Below are 20398 nucleotides of genomic sequence, written 5' to 3' on the forward strand. Positions count from 1 at the left end.
TCCACAAGTCGGTGGGCGATACTCGGCATTGACCCCCTTCGGTTTATTTCCGGCTGCTTTGCTGGGCATGAACCTTGAAACCTTACTCCAACGCGCCGAGCGGATGATGACCCAGTGTTTACCCAACACGCCTGCCGCCCGCAACCCCGGTCTGGTGCTGGGTACACTGCTGGGTGAAGCCGCCCTTGAGGGCAGAGATAAATTGACCATTTTAGCCGAGCCGCCTTTTGAATCCTTTGGCTCATGGCTGGAACAATTAATCGCTGAATCAACCGGAAAGGAAGGGCGTGGGATTATACCGATAGACCTCGAACCGCCTGTTTCGGTTGACCGTTACGGCGACGACCGTCTGTTCGTTTGCTTCCGTTCCAGTGGCAGTTTGGATGAAAGGGTAACAGCCTTGCGTCAGGCCGGCCAGCCCGTGCTGGTATTTGACTTGAAGGATGTCTATGAATTAGGGGCAGAATTCTACCGTTGGGAAATGGCAATCGCCGTAGCCAGCGCTGTATTAGGGATCAATGGTTTTGACCAGCCGGATGTTCAGGATAATAAAGACCGCACGGCTCAAAAAATCGCTGAATACCGCCGCATCGGAGTCCTGGATGAAGGTCAGCCGCTTTGGGAAAGCAACCAGTGCAAAATTTTTGGCAAAGTACTGGAAGATATGTCCAACGCTTCCCATCCGCGCGAGATCATCCAGCTCTTTCTGAACCAGGCGCGCAAAGACGATTACATTGCGATCAATGCTTACCTGCCCCGCAACCCTGAAACCACCCAGGCACTCCAGCAGCTTCGACGCAGCATTCTTGAAAAAACAGGGTGTGCCACCACGTTGGGCTTTGGACCGCGCTTTCTGCACTCCACTGGCCAACTGCACAAAGGCGGTCCAGACCGCGCCCTGTTCTTACAAATCACGCGTGAAATCAGCGAGGATGTGGTTATCCCCGGACAGGGTATCACCTTCGGTATTATGGAGCGCGCTCAGGCGCTGGGTGATCTGGAAGCGCTGCTCGCACGACAACGCCGCGTTATCCGGTTGCACCTTACCACTGGACAGGTTCAGGATTTAATTTGATTTTTTTCGCCTGATTTGAAGCAGCACCATCAAAATCAACAGCGCTGCTGGCAGCCATGGACGTTCCAGAATCCATAAGGCGGCTGCCAGCAGTCGCCTCACCTGTTGAACAAGAACATACTTTCTTCGCTCAACCTGAACCGATTGCTGCCAGTCAAACTGAATCAGTTTCTCTAAATAACCCTGCTGTACACAACCTTCCAGGCTGAAGATTGCCACCTCCGGCTTTAATAGACCCGCAATCAATAAATCCCGGCTGAATTCCTGCCAGTCCAGCGGACGGGTATCTGCAACTCCTTCCAAATCCACACCACCGCCAGTGCTGCCAATTGCAATATTTTGAGCATCTTTGCCGTAACTGAGCAGCAGTGCATCTCCCCATGGTCGGCTGAAGCTGGAATACAGCATGAGAACCTCACGGTCAACCTCTAAATCCAGAACCCCCAGCCAGCGCTGTAAAACGAATGAGCGGCTTCTGCGCTCTTCCAGTATCAGCGGCAGCTGATAAGCCTCCACCTCATAACCATCGTTGTGAATCTGCTCAACCAGCTGGCGGTAGAGCAATCGGGCACTGGCAAATCGTTTTTTGCGATGACTCGCCGTAGAGAAAATAAACCGCAAAGCCGGCATTACCCCCTCTTTCAATGCGGTGATCAATCGAAAATCCGGTTCGATATCCAGCCCAATACGGAGCCATTTCAAGTGTTCATTTTGACTCCAGGCCTGAAAATCCTGGTAGCGCTGTACCGCCAGGGGAGCATTATCCAGATTGAACCAGTAACCCTCTTCCTCCGGGAGCAGCAGCCACGCCGTTACCGGTATGCCAGCCTCATTGAGCCGCCGCACAACCGCTGCCCTCTCAGTCGAAAAATCCCGAATGGCGAGCGCAACGCCGGCGTCCAATTTCTGCAAGGTAGCAATAACCTGCCCTGATTCAAAAAGGACTTCAAGTTGAGCTGCTTCCAGTTCACAAAAGAAGGTCATGTGTGGAGGCATACGGCATTGCTCCTGATCATCATCCTTCGGTTCGTAATTTCGCCAGTGCAATGGCGCCCATAACCCCAGCCCGGTTACCCAATGCAGGGGGAACAATATATTCATCAATGTTTTCCAGGATTTGCGAAGCGAAGATATAACGATTGAGGTATTGCTGAACTTTAAGCCGAATCATGGGGAAAAGGTGAGTTTGCTGCATTACCCCTCCTCCCAGAATAATCCGTTGAGGGGAAACGACACAGATGAAATCATTCAGCGCCAAAGCAATGTACTCGGCTTCCAATTCCCAAACCGGGTGATAAGGCGGGACACCTTCAGCCGGCTTTCCCAGCCGGGCTTGCAAAGCCGGTCCGCTGGCTAATCCCTCAAAACAATCACCGTGGAAAGGACAAATCCCCACAAATGGATCTGCCTTTTGATCATGCAGCAAACGAATATGCCCCATCTCGGGGTGAACCAAACCATGATACGGCTGTCCATTGATGATTAAGCCACCGCCAATTCCGGTGCCAATCGTAATGTAGATGTAGTCCTTCAACCCTTTGGCTGCCCCCCATGTACCTTCTCCGAGGGCTGCAGCGTTGACATCCGTATCGAGAAACACAGGCACTCCTGTGGCGTCTTGCAGGGTTTGAAGGACGGGTGCAAAAGACCAGCCCGGTTTTGGGGTAGTTGTGATTTTCCCAAAATTCGGAGAAGCAGGGTTGAGATCAAGAGGCCCAAACGAGCCGACTCCGATTCCCGCCAGCCGGGCGTTATTTTTGACCATGTACTGGCGGAAGAAGTCAACTGTTTTCGCCAGAGTTTCTTTCGGTTCAGTCGTCGGAAAACGCACTTCTGCGCGGATATCCTCTGGCGATGTTCCGATTGCACAAACAAACTTAGTTCCACCGGCTTCAACACCACCATAGAGTTCCATGACTGACCTCCTGTTGATAATTTTTTATTTTCTCTGGGTATTTTAATAATATCACAAACCACCCCTCATTTTTAATGTGGAAATCGAATGAACGGGGTATAATCCAGCCAGGATTTTCCAGACATCTCCAATCATTCTTCAAGGTTTGAGAAAATCCGCTCCGTATGGATTAATTCGTTTTTTTGTTGATATGACCTGAGAATTTAGCGAAAAAGAGGTTTGTCATCATGGATATTTTTGAAAAATGTCGAGAATTTACTGCGGCCAAAGAAGCCATTGCACAGGGTATCTATCCTTATTTTATTCCCCTGGATGAAAATGAAGGCACAGAAGTCATTTTTCACGGACACCGCCTGATCATGTGCGGTTCAAACAACTATCTCGGTCTCACCACAGACCCGCGGGTCAAGCAAGCCGCGTGCGATGCGCTGGAACGTTACGGTACCAGCTGCACAGGTTCCCGCTTCCTGAATGGCACCCTGGCACTCCATGAGCAATTGGAGCACGAACTGGCTGAGTGGGTGGGCAAAGAAGCGGCGCTGGTCTTTTCAACCGGTATGCAGGCAAACCTTGGTGCCGTCAGCGCCCTGGTTGGGCGCGGAGATTATATCATCCTGGACAAAGATGACCATGCCAGTATTGTGGATGGAGCTCGTCTCGGTTACGGGAAAATTGAACGTTTCCGCCACAATGACATGGAACATCTTGAAAGAGTGCTGCAGTCGTTGCCGGAAAATGCCGGCAAGTTGATTGTCGTAGATGGATTGTTCAGCATGGAGGGTGATCTCGCACCCTTACCTGAGCTGATTCCGGTTGCTAAAAAATACGGCGCTCGTCTGATGGTGGATGATGCACATTCCATGGGCGTCTTAGGTGGAGGACGCGGCACGGCTGCCCACTTTGGCGTAACCGAGGATGTGGATTTGATTATGTCCACTTTCAGCAAATCTTTCGCATCGCTGGGCGGTTTCGTTGCCGGTGATGAGGATGTAATCCATTACATTAAGCACCACGCCCGATCCTTGATTTTCAGCGCCAGTATCCCCGCTTCCAATGCTGTGGCAGCCCTGACCGCCCTCAAAATCATGCGCGAAGAGCCCGAACGTATCGCTCGCGTCAATGAAATTGGAGCCAGAATGCGCAAAGCCTACACGGAACTGGGATTTAATATTGGCAATTCCGTTACGCCAATCGTCCCTATAATTATCGGGGATGATGAAAAGACTTTCCTGACCTGGAAATTGCTCTTTGAAAATGGTGTTTTCGTCAATCCGGTCATCAGTCCGGCAGTTGCACCCGGTCATCAATTGCTGCGCACCAGCTACATGGCCACCCATACTGATGAACAATTGGATCGGGTTGTGGGAATATTTGAAAAAGTTGGTAAGATGGTCGGTCTGATTTAGTCCTATTCAGCAATCTAAAGGTCAGGCGCAGCGGAGAAAAATCACCTGCGCCTGATTTATTTAACCATGAATAAAATCCCAATGGTATTCGGCCCACAATGACTGGAAATGGTAGCACCCGCAGTCGTGACCAGAATTTCCTCCACTGCCCCGGTCTTGCGGATTTCTTCCACCAGATATGCAGCGTCCTCATCACAACCTGTATGAGTTACAAAAACACGGGTCGGATCAACATTCGGTAAATGGGATTTGAAATCCTCCAGCATAGAATTCAAACCTTTCATTCGCCCCCCGCGGATTTTCTCTTTGACACCCAATGTCCCATCACTGCGGACTTCGATGATGGGTCGAATTTTCAAAACCGAACCAACAATTGCCTGCAGGGCAGTACAGCGCCCTCCTTTGTAGAGATATTCCATCGTGTCAATGATGAAAGAAGTGCGTACCTTTGGCACCCAGCGCTGGATTTCTTCGGTGATTTCTGGTGCGCTCCAGCCCGCATCGCGTAAATCGGCTGCTTTCAGCACCAGCAAACCAATTCCTGTCGAGAGATTCAGAGAGTCGATGATGTAAACCTTCTTTTCTTTATCCAACAACTCTAATGCCAGAATACTGTTTGGCACTGTTGCGGAAAGTTTAGAAGAAATGCCAATATAAATCGTTTCGCCGGGAGTTTTGAAAAATTCAGCAAATTCGGCAATCGAAGGGGCAGCTGTCTTGGGAAGATTACCGCTTTCTTCCACAAGTTTGAATAATTGCTGGGGGGTTACCTCCCCGTCCTTAAGGTTTTGATTATTGATGAAAACCTGGAGAGGAAGAACCCGTATGTTTCGGTTTTGAATTATTTCACGAGAAAGGTCAGAGCAAGAGTCCGTTGTTAAATCAATCATCATGTACACCTTTTTTACAAGGATAAAATTCACCAAAAGAGAGCTTCCCTATTATAATGACCCTTCAGAGGTTTGGCTATGGCAAATCTATTTATACTGGATATTGATGGAGTTCTGGTTAAACCCGGTGGGTATCGCACCGCGCTTCACCGCACAATTGCACACTTCCTGGAGCAACTCGGATTACCCGATTCCTTCAACTTGACCGAAGAAGAAATTGGTACGTTTGAGGCAAATGGAATTACCAGCGAATGGGACATGATTCCTCTGACCTTTGCCATCCTCTTTGATAAAGCCCTTTCTAATGCAAAAATTCATTTACCTTCCTTGAAGCAAGCGATTGAATGGTTTAGAAAAACACATCCCCTGGTTGAGCGTCCCTCCTATGTTGAGAATATCGCGGAATGGCTGGGGATGGCTATACCAAGTTTGCCACTGGCCGATGCTCTGTTTTCCCGTCTTCAACAAAATCCCGACAACCATCCCTTTCGAAATCTGGCGGGACAGCCATTTACCGTTGAAGTTCTTGGCAATACCCGTGATTTTTCTGCCAATCCCTTTAGCAGGCTGTTTCAAAATCAGGTCTTGGGAAAAGCCCTTTTTGCTCAGTATTACCCGAATTTACCGGTAGTACAGGTCGAATCCACATTGGAAAGATATGACGAACCCAATCTTGAGCCAACACTTCAACAGGAGTTGAGAGAACAGATAAAAAATGGACAAATACGCGCCGCGGCAATGACATTGCGGCCTAACTGGGTTGAAAACATCTCCATCAATGGAAATTCCTGCCGGGCTGGTTTTTCACCTGAAGCCGAAATTGCATTAAACCTCTCCGGATTGGAAGGTATTCCACTGGCCGGTTATGGTACTCTCCTTTGGGCATGCGAGCGCTATCACCTGGCAATTGACCAGATTTTGAAACCCTCTGAATTTCATGCTCTCACAGCCATTCTAATGACCTTTACCGACATAACCAATGCTTTGCATCTCACCATGAGGCTGTATCAACCCGCTCAGGGAAATTTTCCAGAGGGATCACCTTTTTCACTGGGCGATTTTCTACCTGACGAACCGCTCCATATCCATGTTTTCGAGGATTCTCCGAATGGTATTCGCTCAGTGATTCGCGCGTCCGAAATCCTGAAAAATGCTGGATGGCCGGTATGGCTTAATCTCTGGGGAATAACCGACCATCCGCATAAAAAGAAGGCATTGCAAGATTTAGGCGCAAAAGTTTTTGGGAATGTCAATGAGGCGCTTGCTACAGCCCTTGAAATGAACCGGAATTAACGCATCGTTCGTTGATCCACAGAGTTTGACGCACTTTTGAGCAGTTCAGGAACGGGAATATATGCCTCGTCATTTTCATTAACATATTCAGGTTCTGGCCGTCTTTCCCTGGTTTGCTGAGGTTTTGCATACATTGATTCTTTGCGGGTCAATCGCAAAGGCCTGGATAGTGGATGTGATGAGGTAAGCGGGGTATCGGATCGTTGATCACCGCTTCTCGTCAAAACCAGCCGGCTGACGACATCTTCCGAAAGCGAGGCACCAAAAGAAAAGGTGCCAATTAGAAGGATGCGCGTCACCCAAACCAGAACAGCAATGAAAACAGGGATGACTTCGACCAGCATCTCATGTGAAATGAACGAACTGCTTTGAAGCGTGCGATTGACCAGTGCAAGTGAGATGCTCCACCAGGTTAAAACAGCATTCATCGTCGCGGCAATCAGCCACGCACCCATCAAGTACCAGGTCTCACGCGAATCATGCGATTCGGGCAGGAACAACCGCGCTATTCCTGCGAAATCTATCCCGCAAAAGGCAACAGCCAGAATGGTAGCCCAGCGAAAACCCGCAAAACGCAAATCCCCCAGTAAATCCCCCAGGGCAAGTTCGGTAGTGCTGTAATTGAACACCTCAAATCCAATCAAAGCCACCGCCAGAATGAGACCGTAGATGGCTTTTCGCTGGCTTTGCAGATAAAAGAGCATTTTTTGCCAAAAACTTGGCTCATCGTAGGGTCTTGCGGTCATCTCATTTCTCCTGCACAAAGGAATTATTTTGTGCAAGAATATTATAGAACATTTATTCTATTTTGTCAAATTAAAACCAGCGCCGTTTTCGAAAATAACCCAGCATCCCAATGGCAATCAAAACAAAAACCAACCACACCAATGGATAGCCCCAACGCCAGCCCAATTCCGGCATATAGTGGAAATTCATCCCATAAACTCCTGCCACAAAGGAAAGCGGTAGAAAAATTGTCGAAACAATCGTTAATGCCTTCATAACCTCATTCAATCGCAGGGAGGTTGCGTTGAGGTACACCTCCAGTGCACTGGTCGTCATGTCCCGGATTCCATCCAACATATCAAAAATCCTGACAAGGTGGTCATAAACATCACGGAAGTACATTCGGCTATGTGGGTCAATCATTGGAAAATCATCCCTGCATAAGCGATTGATGACCTCCCGCTGCGGAGAAATTACCCGCCTCAGGTTCATCGAGTAACGTTTTAATCGTAATATCCGCTGCAGGGTTTGCGGGTCAGGATTGGAAAGCACCGCCTCTTCCAAAAAATCAATTTCTTCTTCCAGTTGATCAATGTGCGGAATGAACTCATCCACTACTTGATCCAACAGCGCATGGCAAAGAAAGTCAGAGCCATTTTGATAGATGCGCTCGTCTCTCTCCAACCGTTTTCTCAACTTTTCAACGGCGGTAACCTTTCTCAGTGAGCTGGAAACCAGATAATGATCACCAAGAAAGATATTCAACTCACGCGTTGTGTCTCCCTCGAGCAAGCCGCCAGAAGTTACCGATTGCACAACCAGGAATAAATATTCCCCGTAATCATCCAGTTTGGGGGTCTGATAACCATCGGATTGGCAGTCTTCAACCGCAAGCGGATGGAAGTGAAATTGATTTACCATCACGCGGGTTATTTCTTCTTCATCGGGTTCTTCAAGCGCGACCCAGACCAGCCCTTCTCGATCAGCAAGAGCACTTCTCAGAGCAGAGAACGGCAAATTAAGTTGGGGAGCGCCGATTTTTGGAAAATAAACAATACTGATCATAGATGATGCTCTCCCTTTTTCTCTTTTCTATTGACCATTGATATTCCCAATACGGGCTTGACAGAATGGATAGGAAAGTTACAATAATTTCACTGCAGTAATAATCTAATTGGAGGTTTTGGCATGAGTGATCTTTATGAAGAAGTCAAAGCAGTCATAGTGGAAGTCCTGAAAGTGGATGGGTCAGAAATCACGCCAGAAACACGGTTCATCGAAGACCTTAAAGCCGATTCAATGGATCAGTTCTTCCTGATTGACGGGTTAAGCGAAAAATTTGATCTGGCAATCAGCGACGAAGATGCCCGTCAAATCAAATCCGTCCAGGATGCGGTAAATTACATTCAAACCCATAAAAAATAACAAAGGCGAGGTAGCGTGGGAAGGAGTTTAATTTTTGCCTGCCTTTCCACGCTACTTCATCCAATAATCCCTCAACCAAAATTTTTTCAGCTTCTCAATAAAGCCGGAATTTCTTCCGGGTGACGCGCCACTCGTACTCCGGCATTATTCAAGGCCTTGACTTTATCCGCCGCTGTGCCACTTCCACCCTCAATAATGGCGCCGGCATGTCCCATGCGTTTACCGGGCGGTGCCGTTTGACCGGCAATAAAGGCAACCACCGGCTTGGTCATGTGCCGGGAAATGTATTCTGCTGCTTTCTCTTCGTCAGAGCCACCAATTTCCCCGATTAAAATCACCCGCTCGGTATAAGGATCGGCTTCAAAGAGACTCAATGCATCAATGAAGGATGTACCATTCACGGGGTCTCCCCCGATACCCACACAGGTGCTTGCTCCCATGCCGTGCAGTTTTAAGGCATACAAAACCTCATAGGTCAATGTCCCTGAGCGCGAAACGACCCCAATGTCACCAGGGATAGCAATGTTTCCCGGTATAATGCCGACTTTGGCTTCGCCCGGGGTTAATGCCCCCGGACAATTCGGACCAACCAGGCGGACGCCTTTTTGATCCAGATAGGCGCGAACGGTCATCATATCCTGCACCGGAATTCCTTCGGTAATACAGAAGATTAACGGCACACCTGAATCCGCGGCTTCAAATATGGCATCCGCCGCAAAGCGGGCAGGCACAAAGATGACCGAAACGTTCGCCCCGGTTGCTTCCACGGCCACTTTTACCGAGTCAAAGACCGGCACCTTACCATCCAGCACCCATTCACCTCCTTTGCCCGGTGTTACACCAGCCACGACATTGGTACCATAGGTGATCATTTGTTGAGCGTGGAAAGAGCCTTCATGCCCGGTAATTCCTTGAACCACAACCCGCGAGTGTTTGTTGATCAAGATGCTCATGCCGCACCTCCTCGCGCAACCTGCACCGATTTTTGGGCCGCTTCGACCAGAGTCTCCGCTGTAATCAATTGAGCATCAGCAAGCAGACGCCGGCCTTCTTCAGCATTGGTACCGACCAGTCGCACCACCATTGGTACATTTGGTTGCACTTCCCCAATTGCAGCCAGGATGCCGCGAGCAACCTCATCGCAGCGGGTAATTCCACCAAAAATATTGATCAACACTGCTTTGACATTTGTATCCGAAAGGATAATTCTCAAAGCGGCTGCAACCTTATCTGCACCCGCTCCCCCGCCAATATCCAGAAAATTTGCTGGGTACCCTCCATATAACTTAATGATATCCATCGTTGCCATTGCCAGTCCGGCGCCGTTCACCATACAACCGATTTCTCCGTCCAACTTAATGTAAGATAGCCCGTACTTGCGCGCCTCAATTTCGGCAGGTGCTTCAACATCCAGGTCACGTTTTTCTGCCAGGTCTGCATGACGGAAAAGCGCATTATCATCAATGCTCATTTTCCCGTCCAGGGCTAACAAACGCTGGTCATTGGTAATCACCAATGGATTGATTTCCACCAGTGTGGCATCCGTTTCTCGGTAAACTCGCCACAAAGCCTCAGCCAGGGATATAAACGAACGCCAGAACGGTTTGGGTAGATCAATGGAAACGGCAACATCCCTGGATTGATATTCTCTCAGACCCAACAACGGATCAATCAGGATTTTGATGATTTTATCAGGAGATCGAGCAGCCACTTCTTCAATATCCACACCACCCTCTGCCGAAGCCATCAACACCGGTTTTCTGGATGAACGGTCATTGGTAATGCCGAGGTAGATTTCTTTTTCAATGCTTACAGCTTCATCTACCAGCACTTTTCGTACCGGTAAACCCTTTATTTCCATTCCCAGAATTAACGTTGCCAGTTCTTCCGCTTCTTGGCTTGATTTTGCCAGCCGAATTCCACCAGCTTTGCCTCGCCCGCCAACCAGAACCTGGGATTTCACCACAACTTTGCCGCCCAATTCTTCAGCAATCTGTTTTGCTTCTGCCGGGTTTGCGGCAACTCTCCCGCGTGGGATGGGTATCCCATACCGCGAAAAGATTTGTTTTGCCTGATATTCATGTAGATTCATACGTTCTCCCCAAACCAAAATTAACCGGTTTTGACCGTTGAGCGGATTATACCACGAGGTCAATTTAGATAAAATTGGTTTAAATACAAAAAGACCCGACTTTTTATAGTCAGGTCTTATATGAGAATTTTCAACCCTTCAGGAATTCTTCCAGGGCTTCCTTGCTGATGCGGTAAGCATTTCCAATCTTTTTTGCTTTCAATTCGCCCGATTGAATCGCCGCTACCACATCTTCTTCGGAAACTTTGAGGATTTGGGCTGCTTCGGTGGGTGTCATGACCGAAGGGATTACCGCCCCGCTTGAGGCTGGAGTGGTTTGCCCGCCTTGCCCACCGGCAGTCATTCCTTGCAGCGATTGAGAGATGACATTTCCGAGCCCAACCCCGGCACCAATTCCCGCCGTCAAACCAGCCCCCCCGCTGGGATTTTGTGCCGCATCCCGTAAAGCATCTGCCGCCTGCAGCTGGGTGTAGGTTGCCATGTCGAGCATGCCCATTGCCCGCAGTTCCTCAGCAGACTTGTCAGAGGGTTTAAGGCTGCCAATATAGAATGACTTTAGGAGAAGCCCCAAAGCTGCAAAATCATCCTGCGCCTTGGCGCGCACACCCGCGCCAATTTCTTCAATCAAACCGATCATCTCTGCAACGGATTTGGTTGCTCCAATTTCACCCAAAAGGTCTTGCAGTTTGGAGAGCAACATGGTGCGCAGGCGGTTTTCAATATCGGACATGCGGTAAGTGCCTTGTGCGCCGACAATCTGGGTAACAAACTGCTGAGCATCTTTCACCTGAAAACTATACGTTCCAAATCCCTGCAGCAGCGCCACCCCCAACCCCATACCTGGGTTTCTGACCAATATCGGCTGCGGGGTTCCCCACTTGCGATCCGGAAACTCACGCATGGAGACGAAATAGACCTCAGCTGTAAAGGGAGTACGGTCATTAAAGGCCTTGCCAATCAGTTGGGTAAGAAGCGGTATGTTGGCCGTAGTAATGGTGTGGCGGCCGGGGCCAAACACATCCAGGGCATGGCCATCGCGCATAAAAACCGCATTTTGGGATTCACGTACAATCACCTGTGAGCCCAGCCGCAAATCGGCAATTCCTTGTTCTGGAAAGCGATGAACGAGTTCATCGGTCATCTCGCTGGGATATTCAACTACATCAAAAATTCTCGCCATGGTACGATTACTCCTCTCAAATCATCTGACTTAAAATTACGATTCTGCCCCGCCAGCCTGAAAATTGATCATGACTTCGTTTCGTTTATTAAAAGCATCCAAACAGGACTGGGCTGTAGTTGTTAAATTTCGGATTGCAGCCGGTAAGCCTTCCGTACCCAAAGAGGCTTCCACGTGGTCAATTGCCCGCGAAACTTCATCAGCAAGGTCGAACATTGCGCTATCATATTCATAAACCCTTGCCAGGTCTTCGCTGTTGATCTTTACCGCGGCAAAAAACGGTGAATATCCATAGGATGCCGTGCGGATTCGGTCAATGAACTGACGCAGTTTGATGGCTGCCGCCTCCAGGTCGTCAATCAGACCGATATCACCGGATGAGATCAATTCGCGCTGGAGACCAGAAATCCGCTGCCACAACTGCTCAAACCGGTTCGCCACCGCTTCTCGTAAAAGCTTGTCCGACATCTTCCGGTTTCTTTTTTCTAAGTAGCCCTTGAAGCCCGGAACATTTGCCAATAATTTTTTGATAATATCCTGATCACCCGTTACACGCTCAAACAAGTCGCTCATTTTGCCTCCCAATTTTCATTGATCAATTCATCGAACAATATCATTATAGCCATCCCACCCTCTGGTTGCAACCGCTTTAGGTCAATCGTTTATAGATGTGATCAAAAAAACGCCACGTTACTGCACTCCAGTATACGTAATTTGTTTACTTCAAGTTGCAATTTGTTGAAAATCTCGGAAATAAGGCAGAAAGGCACTTGTATTTTAACAAGAATGTTGTATAAAATAATTACATTCATTCGAATCTTGAACAGAAGGGAGGTGAGACAAATGCTGTTCGCACCGAAGGAAAAAGCCCAAGGCTTGGTAGAGTATGCTTTAATCCTTGTTTTGGTAGCCGTTGTTGTAATCGTTATTTTGGCATTGCTCGGCCCGGCCATCGGCAACATCTTCTCCAACATCATGAACGCCATCTAAGCAAGCAAACCAGCAAAACAAAAAAAGGTAAGCCCATGTTTTCCTTGGGCTTATCTTTTTTTTCGTGAACTCATTGACTATTGACGTATCCATACCTTCGCCAAAATGTGAACGCCGACCTTTTTGACCATATCTGGCGGCACCTCAATTGGACAATACCCATATGTGGCACTCCGTAAAGCCATTAACGAAATTGGCGAAGGTATTAACGTATGACAACATTATGCTTTTGAGCTGTAAGGTGTTTGTAATTAAATCTGCTTGAATAATCAACCGATATGGTTATAATAAGGTTTAGATTTGGTTTTTTAATATATTACGAGCAGAAAGGAGGTGAACAGTCATGTTATTCGCTCCCAAAGAAAAAGCCCAGGGCCTGGTTGAATACGCATTAATCCTTGTTTTGGTAGCCGTTGTTGTAATCGTTATTTTGGCATTGCTCGGCCCGGCCATCGGCAACATCTTCTCCAACATCATGAACGCCATCTAGTCCTTTGTCACATTTCTTTGCAGCCCATTTTGATAAACCCTGTCAACGCAGGGTTTATCATTTAAACCAAAAAAGGAAACTTTCAAAAGTATTAGGATTTTTGCTCGATATAATCCTTGCACATTTTTATTGATATTATATAATGGTGATATAGTCATATGCCTTTAATGTTTTATTTGGCATCATTCTAGATCCACATTCACACCCATTCCCAAACGCTTATGCACATTTCAAAATTCATATTTCAACTCAGGAGGAATTTCCATGGCCGCTAAAGGTAAAAGAGGTGGGCAAATCATCATCCTGGTGGCTCTAATTTTGATCTTTGCAGTCGGGGCAGTTTATCTTTGGCTGCAAATGCAACAACAGCAGAGCGCACAACCGTTACCAACAGCAGAACCAGCCAAACAGATGGTGCAAATCGTCATCACGACCCAATTCATCGCGCGCGGCGAAGAGATCACCGAAGCCAAAGTCATGATGATTGACTATCCTGCCGAATCATACGTCGAGGGTACCTTTATCCGCGACATTCAATCTGTCGTCGGAAGCCGGGCAAGATACGATTTACAACCCAGTGTACCACTTACCAAGGCTGTTCTCATCGAACCTGCCGGCGGTTCAGTGGCATCCTTTGATGTGCCAAAGGACTTTGTTGCGATGCCAATCCCGGCAACCCGGCTTACTTCCGTAGATAATTCTCTTGCACCCGGTGATCATGTCATGGTCATTGGTTGCATGTTGCTGGTGGATGTGGACACCCAGTTCCAATCCAAATTACCCAATGAAGTCGGTGTGGTGGAACGGCCGGGCGCAGCCGGCGGTGAACAGGCCGGCCCAGAACGGGCATCAGCGGGAATAATCCCAGCACCTGACGGGGCAACCGAAGGAAGAGCACAATTAGACCCAACCCTCAATTTGCCGCTCTACATTGTCCCCTCCGAACCCCAACGACCGCGTCTGGTTTGCCAGACCGTAATTCAAGATGCGGTTGTGTTGCGCACCGGTCAGGAATCTCAACCACAAGTTCAACCGACCCCCATCCCACAAGATCAGCAACAGGCTGCCCAACCCGCACCTGTTCAGGGACCAGGCGAGCCTTTCCCGATTACGCTGGTAGTCAGCCCACAAGATGCCGTCGCTCTGAATTATATGCTCCTCAGCGAGGTAACACTCAACCTTGCATTGCGCAATCCTACGGACACCAAACCAATTGTGACGGATGCTGTGACCCAACAATACCTCATGGATCAGAAGAACATCCCGCTTCCCGCCAAATTGCCTTACGCTATTGAACCGCGGGTAGATAAACTAAAGATGCCTGAACTCGGTCCTACCCCCATTCCGGTTCAATAGGAACAAATCTTTTATTTAGAGGTTTCATCAGGAGACGGTATGCCGGAAAAGGATATAGTTCGAGTCATTATTGTTGACGATGATAGCGATACGCGCAAAGCCATCAAGGATTTGATTCGATTTGAAGAGCGAATTGAAGTGGTTGGCTTTGCCTCCAACGGTGAAGAAGCCATCCGTGTCGCTCAAGAAACAAAGCCGGACGTAGCCATCATAGACATCAACATGCCAGACATGGATGGCATTACTGCCACCGAAAGGATTCGGAAAAAAGTTCCTTTTACGCGGGTGGTCATCCTCACCATCCAGAATGACCCGAATTATATGCGCCGGGCAATGATTGCCGGAGCAACCGATTTCCTGAGCAAACCACCACATCTTGATGAATTGATTACCGCAATCTTAAGAGCCGGTCAAATGGCAGCCGAAGATCGCAAGAAGGCTGCGGCGGTTTTACCGGCGTACTCCATGGATTCCGCCCAAGCCGGCTCCTCCCCTGCACTGCAAAAAGGGAAGATAATCACCGTATACAGTCCCAAGGGAGGGGTCGGCTGCACAACCCTTGCCACAAACCTTGCAATTGCGCTCAAAAAGGCCGACAACAAAGTGCTGATTGTGGATGGTGACCTTCAATTTGGGGATGTTGCCATTTTCCTGAATGAGCAAGGCCGCAATAGTTTATACGACCTCACCAAACGCGCTGAAGAACTTGACCCGGAAATCGTTGAAGAAGTTGTCACCACCCACAATAGATCCGGTATCCATATTCTCTCCTGTCCACCAAGCCCTGAACTTGCAGAATCCATCACTGCTGACCAGTTCAAACTCACCTTACAGTTTCTTCAGCAAATGTATAACTTCATTATTGTGGATACTGCTTCATACTTAACCGAAACGGTTCAAGCGGCGTTAGAAATTTCGGATTATATTTTGTTGGTTGCCACCCAGGATATTCCAGCTCTCCGAAGTTGCAGCGTATTTCTGACCATCGCAAATGAATCGAAAATTATTGATCGGGTCCTATTTGTATTGAACCGCTTTGACAATCGGTTAAAATTAACTGCAGAAACAATCAGTGAAAGGCTTCACCATCCAGTCATTGGGACTGTTGTTTTGGACGAAAGAAACATTTCCTATTCAGTCAATCGCGGGACACCTTTCATTCTGGAAAACCCCACGCTGCTTGCCAGCCGAAATATCCATAACCTTGTTGATCAAATCCAAAACAGGATTCAACAAGATGAAACCACCTCTTCCGAAAGAGAACTGGTTGGAAGAAAGTAAAGGTAATTTAGGGGAGATTTAGCCATGTCCATATTAAAACGAATTCAAGGTGAACAAACTCCGCCACCGGGTGGCTCAGGAAAAGCACCGGGTGGTGGTACCACTCCGCCGTCCCCTGTCCCGCCAAGGCGGGTTGGCGCGCCATCCATGCCCACCACACAGGATACCTATCAGGACCTGAAGGTGCGCGTGCAAAATAAATTGCTCTCCAATTTGGATAGCAATATGGACGTAACCCGCACGGCTGAAGTGCGCCGCACCATTCAAGAATTATTTGAGCAAATTCTCAACGAGGAAAACATCGTGCTTTCTCGCCCTGAAAAGGCAAGAATGTACGAACAAATTGCTGCAGAAATCCTCGGGTTTGGGCCGTTGCAGCCCTTGCTGGATGATGACAGCATTACAGAAATCATGGTCAACGGCGCTAAGAACGTCTACGTCGAGCGGCGCGGGAAGATTCAACGGGCACCCATTACATTTGAAAACAATGAACACGTCATGCGAATCATCGAACGCATCGTAGCACCTTTGGGCAGGCGCATTGACGAATCCTCACCTTATGTGGATGCCCGTCTGCCCGATGGATCGCGTGTTAATGCCGTGATTCCACCCATTTCACTGGTTGGACCGGTTCTTACCATTCGTAAATTTGCCCGCAATCCCATCACGGTAGATCAACTGATTCAATTTGGCTCAATTACCCCTGAAGCGATCCAACTTCTGGATGCCTGCGTAAAGGCGCGTTTGAACATCGTCATTTCGGGCGGTACAGGTTCCGGGAAAACCACCCTGCTGAATGTGCTTTCTGGTTTCATTCCAGCTGATGAGCGTATTATTACAATCGAAAACGCAGCCGAACTTCAACTCCGTCAGGAGCATGTGGTCACCCTCGAATCCCGCCCTCCCAACATTGAAGGACGTGGAGAGATTACCATCCGTCAACTGGTAATTAACTCGCTGCGTATGCGTCCTGATCGCATCATCGTTGGCGAAATCCGCGACGAAGCCGCGCTGGATATGTTGCAGGCGATGAACACTGGTCACGATGGCTCCATGACCACCCTCCACTCCAACAGCCCGCGTGATACCCTTTCCCGTCTGGAAACGATGGTAATGATGGCCGGTATGGATTTACCCGTGCGCGCCATTCGCGAACAGGTTTCATCCGCCATTGATGTCGTCGTTCACCAGGAGCGCCTCCGCGATGGCACACGCAAGGTGGTCAATATCTGCGAGGTCTCGGGTATGGAAGGGGATGTGATTACGATGACCGACATTTACCAGTTTGAGCAAGCCGGCTACGAGAACGGCAAAGTCATCGGTCGCTTACGCCCCACCGGCCTGCGCCCAAGGTTTTACGAGAAAATCGAAGCAGCAGGTATTCATCTTCCTCCCTCACTTTGGGGCATGGGAGAAACCCGCAGAAGATAAATTTCTGTCACTCTCTTTGGTTCATTAAAATGACCAGAAAGCAGGTGAACCTATGATATTCAGCCCAACCATGGTTTTACTGATAGGAGGTGGCTTCGCCTTCCTGCTATTGATTCTCGGCATCGTTGTTTCAATTACCAGCGAGCGCAGCATGGTCGAGGAACGACTGGGACGCTATGTGGAAACCCAGCAGCAGGAAATCCTGAGTGAAAAACGGCGCTCCACCCCTTTAACCGATTGGTTGAACCGGCGCGTTGAACGGTCAACCCTGGGAGACCGAATCTCACAGGAACTCAGCCGGGCCGATTTGAAATTGCGTCCCGGGGAATTCATCGCCCTGGTTGTCATCACGATTATCGTAATGGCGGGGGTAGGGTATGTCATCGGTCAATACAGTGTGGTCACCGCCATCATTGGGGCGATCATAGGTGGTTTTTTACCCCGTTTCTATGTCAAACGACAACAAAACAAACGGCTCATTCGCTTCAACGAACAGCTTTCGGATATGCTCAACCTAATGGTAAACGGTTTGCGAGCCGGTTACTCCACCATGCAAGCCATGGAAGCCGTTTCTAAGGAATTGCCCTCCCCCATCTCCGACGAGTTTCATCGCGTGGTTCAGGAAATGCAGCTGGGTATTACCATGGAAAAGGCGATGGACAACCTGCTCAAACGCATCCCCTCTGATGACCTGGACCTGGTCATCACAGCAATCAATGTTCAACGCGAAGTTGGTGGTAATTTAGCCGAGATTCTGGATACGATCTCCTTCACCATCCGCGAACGGGTGAGAATCAAAGGTGAAATCCGGGTTCTAACCACCCAGGTGATGTATTCGGGTAAATTTCTTTCGCTGCTTCCTCTCATCCTGATTGGTGTGTTGTATCTGCTTAACCGTGATTACATCATGACATTTTTCAAACCCGAAAGCGTCCCTTGTGGATATATTGCATTGGGCGTGGCTGCCATTCTCATCATTTCGGGTTATTTTACAATGACTAAACTCGCCGACATTGAAGTATAGGTAAAACAAAGGAGGCAGATATGTGGATTCTATTCGTTGTCGGTGGTTTGGTAATCCTTGGAGCGGTCATTTTAACCGTCATCGGGCTTCGCAATCCCGAACTGGCCAATGAGCGTGCCCTTCAGGCGCGGTTGGAGGAATTCAGCCGTACCGGAGAACAGGTAGATCTACGCAAGTTGGAATTGTCACAGCCCTTCACGCAACGCGTAATTTACCCTATGGCACGTAAAATGGGTGAACTGGCGGTTCGCTTCACGCCTCAAAACGCCATAAACTCTATTAACCGCAAGCTGGAGTTGGCTGGAAGCCCGGCGAACGTTGATGCCACGATGATTCTTGCGGCTCAAGCAGTTTGTGCCGTCATATTTGGTGGGCTGGTGGTACTGGTTTTCACCGTTGGAGCCACAAAATGGCCCTTTGGACGGGTGGTCTTGTTTGCTTTTCTCTTTGGCGGATTGGGCTACATGTTCCCTCAACTGTGGCTTTCCAGCAAAATTTCCCGTCGTCAGAAGGAAATTCGCAAAGCCATGCCGGATGCTCTTGACCTGCTCACCATTTGTGTAGAAGCCGGCCTGGGATTTGATGCCGCCATGTCCAAAGTTAGCGAAAAATGGGAATCCCAACTTTCTTTTGCCTTTGCCCGAGCCATTCAGGAAATCCAGTTGGGAAAAGTCCGCCGTGAAGCCCTGCGAGATATGGCCGAACGCATTGGCATCCCTGAAATGACCAGTTTTGTGGCAGCGGTCATTCAATCTGAACAACTGGGCGTTAGTCTCGCTAAGGTTTTACGCATTCAATCTGATCAGATGCGAGTTAAGCGCCGCCAGCGCGCGGAAGAGGAAGCGCACAAAGCGCCGTTGAAAATGCTCATCCCCATGGCGTTGCTGATTTTCCCCTCGTTAATGATTGTACTCCTCACCCCTGCTGCCCTTCGCCTGTTTCAGTCCGCGCTTGGCGGCATGTTTCAATAAACACCATAAAAAAACGGGTTTCGATATTTTTCTACCTTGCCGGCTCAAAAAGCGCCTGGTAAACCATGCACACCTTAACGAAAGCCTCTCCACGGTTTGCGATCCAGCAGTTCTTCTGGATTGCCATGGACTGGCTGTATCCCCCATCATGCGCCGGTTGTGGAAAAAACGGCGAACGGTTATGCCGCTCCTGCCTGCAACAAATTACACCCATTGACCATCAAACCTCTTGCCCGCGTTGTGACCTTCCTCAAGTCAATCACCTATGCCCCGACTGCCAGAGTCAGCCCCCAGTTTTTGAGCAGCTGCGTTCTTACAGCGTTTATGATGGTTCACTCCGTCGAGCCATTCATCGGTTGAAATATGAAAACGACTTGCCCCTGGCAGATACCCTTTGCCGGTTTCTCATTTCTCTCTTCGCCGAACAAAATTGGCAGGTCAACTTAATTTGCCCCGTCCCACTCAGTCACCAACGTCAGCGACAAAGGGGATACAATCAGTCTGCATTACTTGCCCAATTACTGGGTTGGGCTTTGTCTATTCCTTTTACCAATAAAGCCTTGTACCGAATTCGAGAAACACGCTCTCAAGTTGGGTTGAACGCCGTACAAAGACGGGAAAATGTAAAAGGAGCGTTCAGCGCCGTGCCATCCATCGTACAAAACAAAACCGTACTGGTGGTTGATGACATTGCTACCACCAGCGCAACGCTCTCTGCCTGTGCCGAAGCACTGAAGAGCGCCGGCGCCAGTCAGGTTTTTGCAATAACCCTCGCTCGCACCGTTCAGATCGAACAAAGTTGAGGTATACTAGGTTTAAATCCCGGTATGCCAATCTGCCTTACCCCAATCTT

The 20398-nt window shown here is 48.8% G+C and carries 20 protein-coding genes and 1 pseudogene; 12 read left to right on the forward strand and 9 right to left on the reverse strand.

Features of this window, described 5'->3' with window-relative positions; translation table 11 throughout:
* Nucleotides 1-1075, forward strand: a pseudogene (locus tag ACWIZX_RS12870) (hypothetical protein); the annotation flags it as partial.
* Here the strand turns inward: ACWIZX_RS12870 and ACWIZX_RS12875 are convergent.
* Nucleotides 1067-2176, reverse strand: coding sequence for a hypothetical protein (locus tag ACWIZX_RS12875; protein ID WP_448336063.1), 1110 nt, complete (start codon nucleotides 2174-2176; stop codon nucleotides 1067-1069). The pseudogene ACWIZX_RS12870 and the gene ACWIZX_RS12875 sit on opposite strands and share 9 nt — an antisense overlap.
* The gene (locus ACWIZX_RS12880; RefSeq protein WP_322791900.1) at nucleotides 2091-2990 is read right to left on the reverse strand and encodes an ROK family protein; all 900 of its coding nucleotides are present in this window, start codon (nucleotides 2988-2990) and stop codon (nucleotides 2091-2093) included. Before ACWIZX_RS12880 ends, ACWIZX_RS12875 begins: the two co-directional genes overlap by 86 nt.
* Before the next feature lie 227 nt (nucleotides 2991-3217).
* Between ACWIZX_RS12880 and ACWIZX_RS12885 the strand changes: the two genes are divergently transcribed.
* The gene (locus ACWIZX_RS12885; RefSeq protein ID WP_448336064.1) at nucleotides 3218-4396 is read left to right on the forward strand and encodes an aminotransferase class I/II-fold pyridoxal phosphate-dependent enzyme; all 1179 of its coding nucleotides are present in this window, start codon (nucleotides 3218-3220) and stop codon (nucleotides 4394-4396) included.
* Between the two features lie 56 nt (nucleotides 4397-4452).
* Here the strand turns inward: ACWIZX_RS12885 and ACWIZX_RS12890 are convergent, their stop codons facing one another.
* On the reverse strand, nucleotides 4453-5289 hold the full coding sequence (locus ACWIZX_RS12890; RefSeq protein ID WP_448336065.1) for a DegV family protein: 837 nt from the start codon (nucleotides 5287-5289) through the stop codon (nucleotides 4453-4455).
* Between the two features lie 75 nt (nucleotides 5290-5364).
* Between ACWIZX_RS12890 and ACWIZX_RS12895 the strand changes: the two genes are divergently transcribed.
* Nucleotides 5365-6579, forward strand: coding sequence for a hypothetical protein (locus ACWIZX_RS12895; protein ID WP_448336066.1), 1215 nt, complete (start codon nucleotides 5365-5367; stop codon nucleotides 6577-6579).
* Here ACWIZX_RS12895 and ACWIZX_RS12900 read toward each other — a convergent pair.
* Nucleotides 6576-7325, reverse strand: a complete 750-nt coding sequence (locus tag ACWIZX_RS12900; protein ID WP_322794349.1) for a hypothetical protein — start codon at nucleotides 7323-7325, stop codon at nucleotides 6576-6578. The genes ACWIZX_RS12895 and ACWIZX_RS12900 overlap by 4 nt on opposite strands.
* Nucleotides 7326-7395: 70 nt before the next feature.
* Nucleotides 7396-8370, reverse strand: a complete 975-nt coding sequence (gene corA, locus ACWIZX_RS12905; protein WP_448336067.1) for a magnesium/cobalt transporter CorA — start codon at nucleotides 8368-8370, stop codon at nucleotides 7396-7398.
* A gap of 123 nt (nucleotides 8371-8493) precedes the next feature.
* On the opposite strand from corA, the gene acpP reads away from it, so the two are divergent.
* Nucleotides 8494-8730, forward strand: a complete 237-nt coding sequence (gene acpP, locus ACWIZX_RS12910) for an acyl carrier protein (RefSeq protein ID WP_322794351.1) — start codon at nucleotides 8494-8496, stop codon at nucleotides 8728-8730.
* 86 nt (nucleotides 8731-8816) lie between these two features.
* Here acpP and sucD read toward each other — a convergent pair whose 3' ends face one another.
* The 4 genes from sucD to ACWIZX_RS12930 form a co-directional block, all read right to left on the reverse strand.
* Nucleotides 8817-9683 carry a succinate--CoA ligase subunit alpha gene (gene sucD / locus ACWIZX_RS12915; protein WP_448336068.1) on the reverse strand — a complete coding sequence of 289 codons (867 nt, stop codon included), beginning with the start codon at nucleotides 9681-9683 and terminating at the stop codon, nucleotides 8817-8819.
* Entirely contained in the window at nucleotides 9680-10822 is a 1143-nt protein-coding gene (gene sucC, locus ACWIZX_RS12920) for an ADP-forming succinate--CoA ligase subunit beta (RefSeq protein WP_322794353.1), read from the reverse strand. Before sucC ends, sucD begins: the two co-directional genes overlap by 4 nt.
* A gap of 130 nt (nucleotides 10823-10952) precedes the next feature.
* Nucleotides 10953-12002 (reverse strand): SPFH domain-containing protein, encoded by a 1050-nt coding sequence (locus ACWIZX_RS12925; RefSeq protein WP_448336069.1) that lies wholly within the window; start codon nucleotides 12000-12002, stop codon nucleotides 10953-10955.
* 36 nt (nucleotides 12003-12038) lie between these two features.
* On the reverse strand, nucleotides 12039-12575 hold the full coding sequence (locus ACWIZX_RS12930; RefSeq protein WP_448336070.1) for a hypothetical protein: 537 nt from the start codon (nucleotides 12573-12575) through the stop codon (nucleotides 12039-12041).
* A 270-nt stretch (nucleotides 12576-12845) separates the two neighbouring features.
* Between ACWIZX_RS12930 and ACWIZX_RS12935 the strand changes: the two genes are divergently transcribed.
* From ACWIZX_RS12935 to ACWIZX_RS12970, 8 genes are all read left to right on the forward strand, one after another.
* Entirely contained in the window at nucleotides 12846-12992 is a 147-nt protein-coding gene (locus tag ACWIZX_RS12935) for a Flp family type IVb pilin (protein WP_322794356.1), read from the forward strand.
* Between the two features lie 343 nt (nucleotides 12993-13335).
* Complete coding sequence (locus ACWIZX_RS12940) at nucleotides 13336-13482, forward strand: Flp family type IVb pilin (RefSeq protein WP_322794356.1); 147 nt, start codon at nucleotides 13336-13338, stop codon at nucleotides 13480-13482.
* Between the two features lie 264 nt (nucleotides 13483-13746).
* Nucleotides 13747-14838 carry an SAF domain-containing protein gene (locus ACWIZX_RS12945; protein ID WP_448336071.1) on the forward strand — a complete coding sequence of 364 codons (1092 nt, stop codon included), beginning with the start codon at nucleotides 13747-13749 and terminating at the stop codon, nucleotides 14836-14838.
* A 39-nt stretch (nucleotides 14839-14877) separates the two neighbouring features.
* Nucleotides 14878-16119, forward strand: a complete 1242-nt coding sequence (locus ACWIZX_RS12950) for a response regulator (protein ID WP_448336072.1) — start codon at nucleotides 14878-14880, stop codon at nucleotides 16117-16119.
* 24 nt (nucleotides 16120-16143) lie between these two features.
* Nucleotides 16144-17550, forward strand: a complete 1407-nt coding sequence (locus ACWIZX_RS12955; protein ID WP_322794359.1) for a CpaF family protein — start codon at nucleotides 16144-16146, stop codon at nucleotides 17548-17550.
* Between the two features lie 52 nt (nucleotides 17551-17602).
* Nucleotides 17603-18574 carry a type II secretion system F family protein gene (locus ACWIZX_RS12960; protein WP_322794360.1) on the forward strand — a complete coding sequence of 324 codons (972 nt, stop codon included), beginning with the start codon at nucleotides 17603-17605 and terminating at the stop codon, nucleotides 18572-18574.
* 20 nt (nucleotides 18575-18594) lie between these two features.
* Nucleotides 18595-19545 carry a type II secretion system F family protein gene (locus ACWIZX_RS12965; protein ID WP_448336073.1) on the forward strand — a complete coding sequence of 317 codons (951 nt, stop codon included), beginning with the start codon at nucleotides 18595-18597 and terminating at the stop codon, nucleotides 19543-19545.
* 65 nt (nucleotides 19546-19610) lie between these two features.
* Nucleotides 19611-20348, forward strand: coding sequence for a ComF family protein (locus ACWIZX_RS12970; protein WP_322792742.1), 738 nt, complete (start codon nucleotides 19611-19613; stop codon nucleotides 20346-20348).
* Nucleotides 20349-20398 lie beyond the last annotated feature (50 nt).

Source organism: Bellilinea sp. (genome assembly GCF_053501535.1).

Bases quoted from the DNA above. Each gene is read 5' to 3' on its own strand.
- sucC (WP_322794353.1), bottom strand. From the start codon at position 10,822: ATGAATCTACATGAATATCAGGCAAAACAAATCTTTTCGCGGTATGGG.
- ACWIZX_RS12935 (WP_322794356.1), top strand. From the start codon at position 12,846: ATGCTGTTCGCACCGAAGGAAAAAGCCCAAGGCTTGGTAGAGTATGCT.
- ACWIZX_RS12875 (WP_448336063.1), bottom strand. From the start codon at position 2,176: ATGAATATATTGTTCCCCCTGCATTGGGTAACCGGGCTGGGGTTATGG.
- ACWIZX_RS12900 (WP_322794349.1), bottom strand. From the start codon at position 7,325: ATGACCGCAAGACCCTACGATGAGCCAAGTTTTTGGCAAAAAATGCTC.
- ACWIZX_RS12960 (WP_322794360.1), top strand. From the start codon at position 17,603: ATGATATTCAGCCCAACCATGGTTTTACTGATAGGAGGTGGCTTCGCC.
- sucD (WP_448336068.1), bottom strand. From the start codon at position 9,683: ATGAGCATCTTGATCAACAAACACTCGCGGGTTGTGGTTCAAGGAATT.
- ACWIZX_RS12970 (WP_322792742.1), top strand. From the start codon at position 19,611: ATGCACACCTTAACGAAAGCCTCTCCACGGTTTGCGATCCAGCAGTTC.
- corA (WP_448336067.1), bottom strand. From the start codon at position 8,370: ATGATCAGTATTGTTTATTTTCCAAAAATCGGCGCTCCCCAACTTAAT.
- ACWIZX_RS12885 (WP_448336064.1), top strand. From the start codon at position 3,218: ATGGATATTTTTGAAAAATGTCGAGAATTTACTGCGGCCAAAGAAGCC.
- ACWIZX_RS12940 (WP_322794356.1), top strand. From the start codon at position 13,336: ATGTTATTCGCTCCCAAAGAAAAAGCCCAGGGCCTGGTTGAATACGCA.
- ACWIZX_RS12890 (WP_448336065.1), bottom strand. From the start codon at position 5,289: ATGATGATTGATTTAACAACGGACTCTTGCTCTGACCTTTCTCGTGAA.
- ACWIZX_RS12880 (WP_322791900.1), bottom strand. From the start codon at position 2,990: ATGGAACTCTATGGTGGTGTTGAAGCCGGTGGAACTAAGTTTGTTTGT.
- ACWIZX_RS12895 (WP_448336066.1), top strand. From the start codon at position 5,365: ATGGCAAATCTATTTATACTGGATATTGATGGAGTTCTGGTTAAACCC.
- ACWIZX_RS12945 (WP_448336071.1), top strand. From the start codon at position 13,747: ATGGCCGCTAAAGGTAAAAGAGGTGGGCAAATCATCATCCTGGTGGCT.
- ACWIZX_RS12965 (WP_448336073.1), top strand. From the start codon at position 18,595: ATGTGGATTCTATTCGTTGTCGGTGGTTTGGTAATCCTTGGAGCGGTC.
- ACWIZX_RS12930 (WP_448336070.1), bottom strand. From the start codon at position 12,575: ATGAGCGACTTGTTTGAGCGTGTAACGGGTGATCAGGATATTATCAAA.
- acpP (WP_322794351.1), top strand. From the start codon at position 8,494: ATGAGTGATCTTTATGAAGAAGTCAAAGCAGTCATAGTGGAAGTCCTG.
- ACWIZX_RS12950 (WP_448336072.1), top strand. From the start codon at position 14,878: ATGCCGGAAAAGGATATAGTTCGAGTCATTATTGTTGACGATGATAGC.
- ACWIZX_RS12955 (WP_322794359.1), top strand. From the start codon at position 16,144: ATGTCCATATTAAAACGAATTCAAGGTGAACAAACTCCGCCACCGGGT.
- ACWIZX_RS12925 (WP_448336069.1), bottom strand. From the start codon at position 12,002: ATGGCGAGAATTTTTGATGTAGTTGAATATCCCAGCGAGATGACCGAT.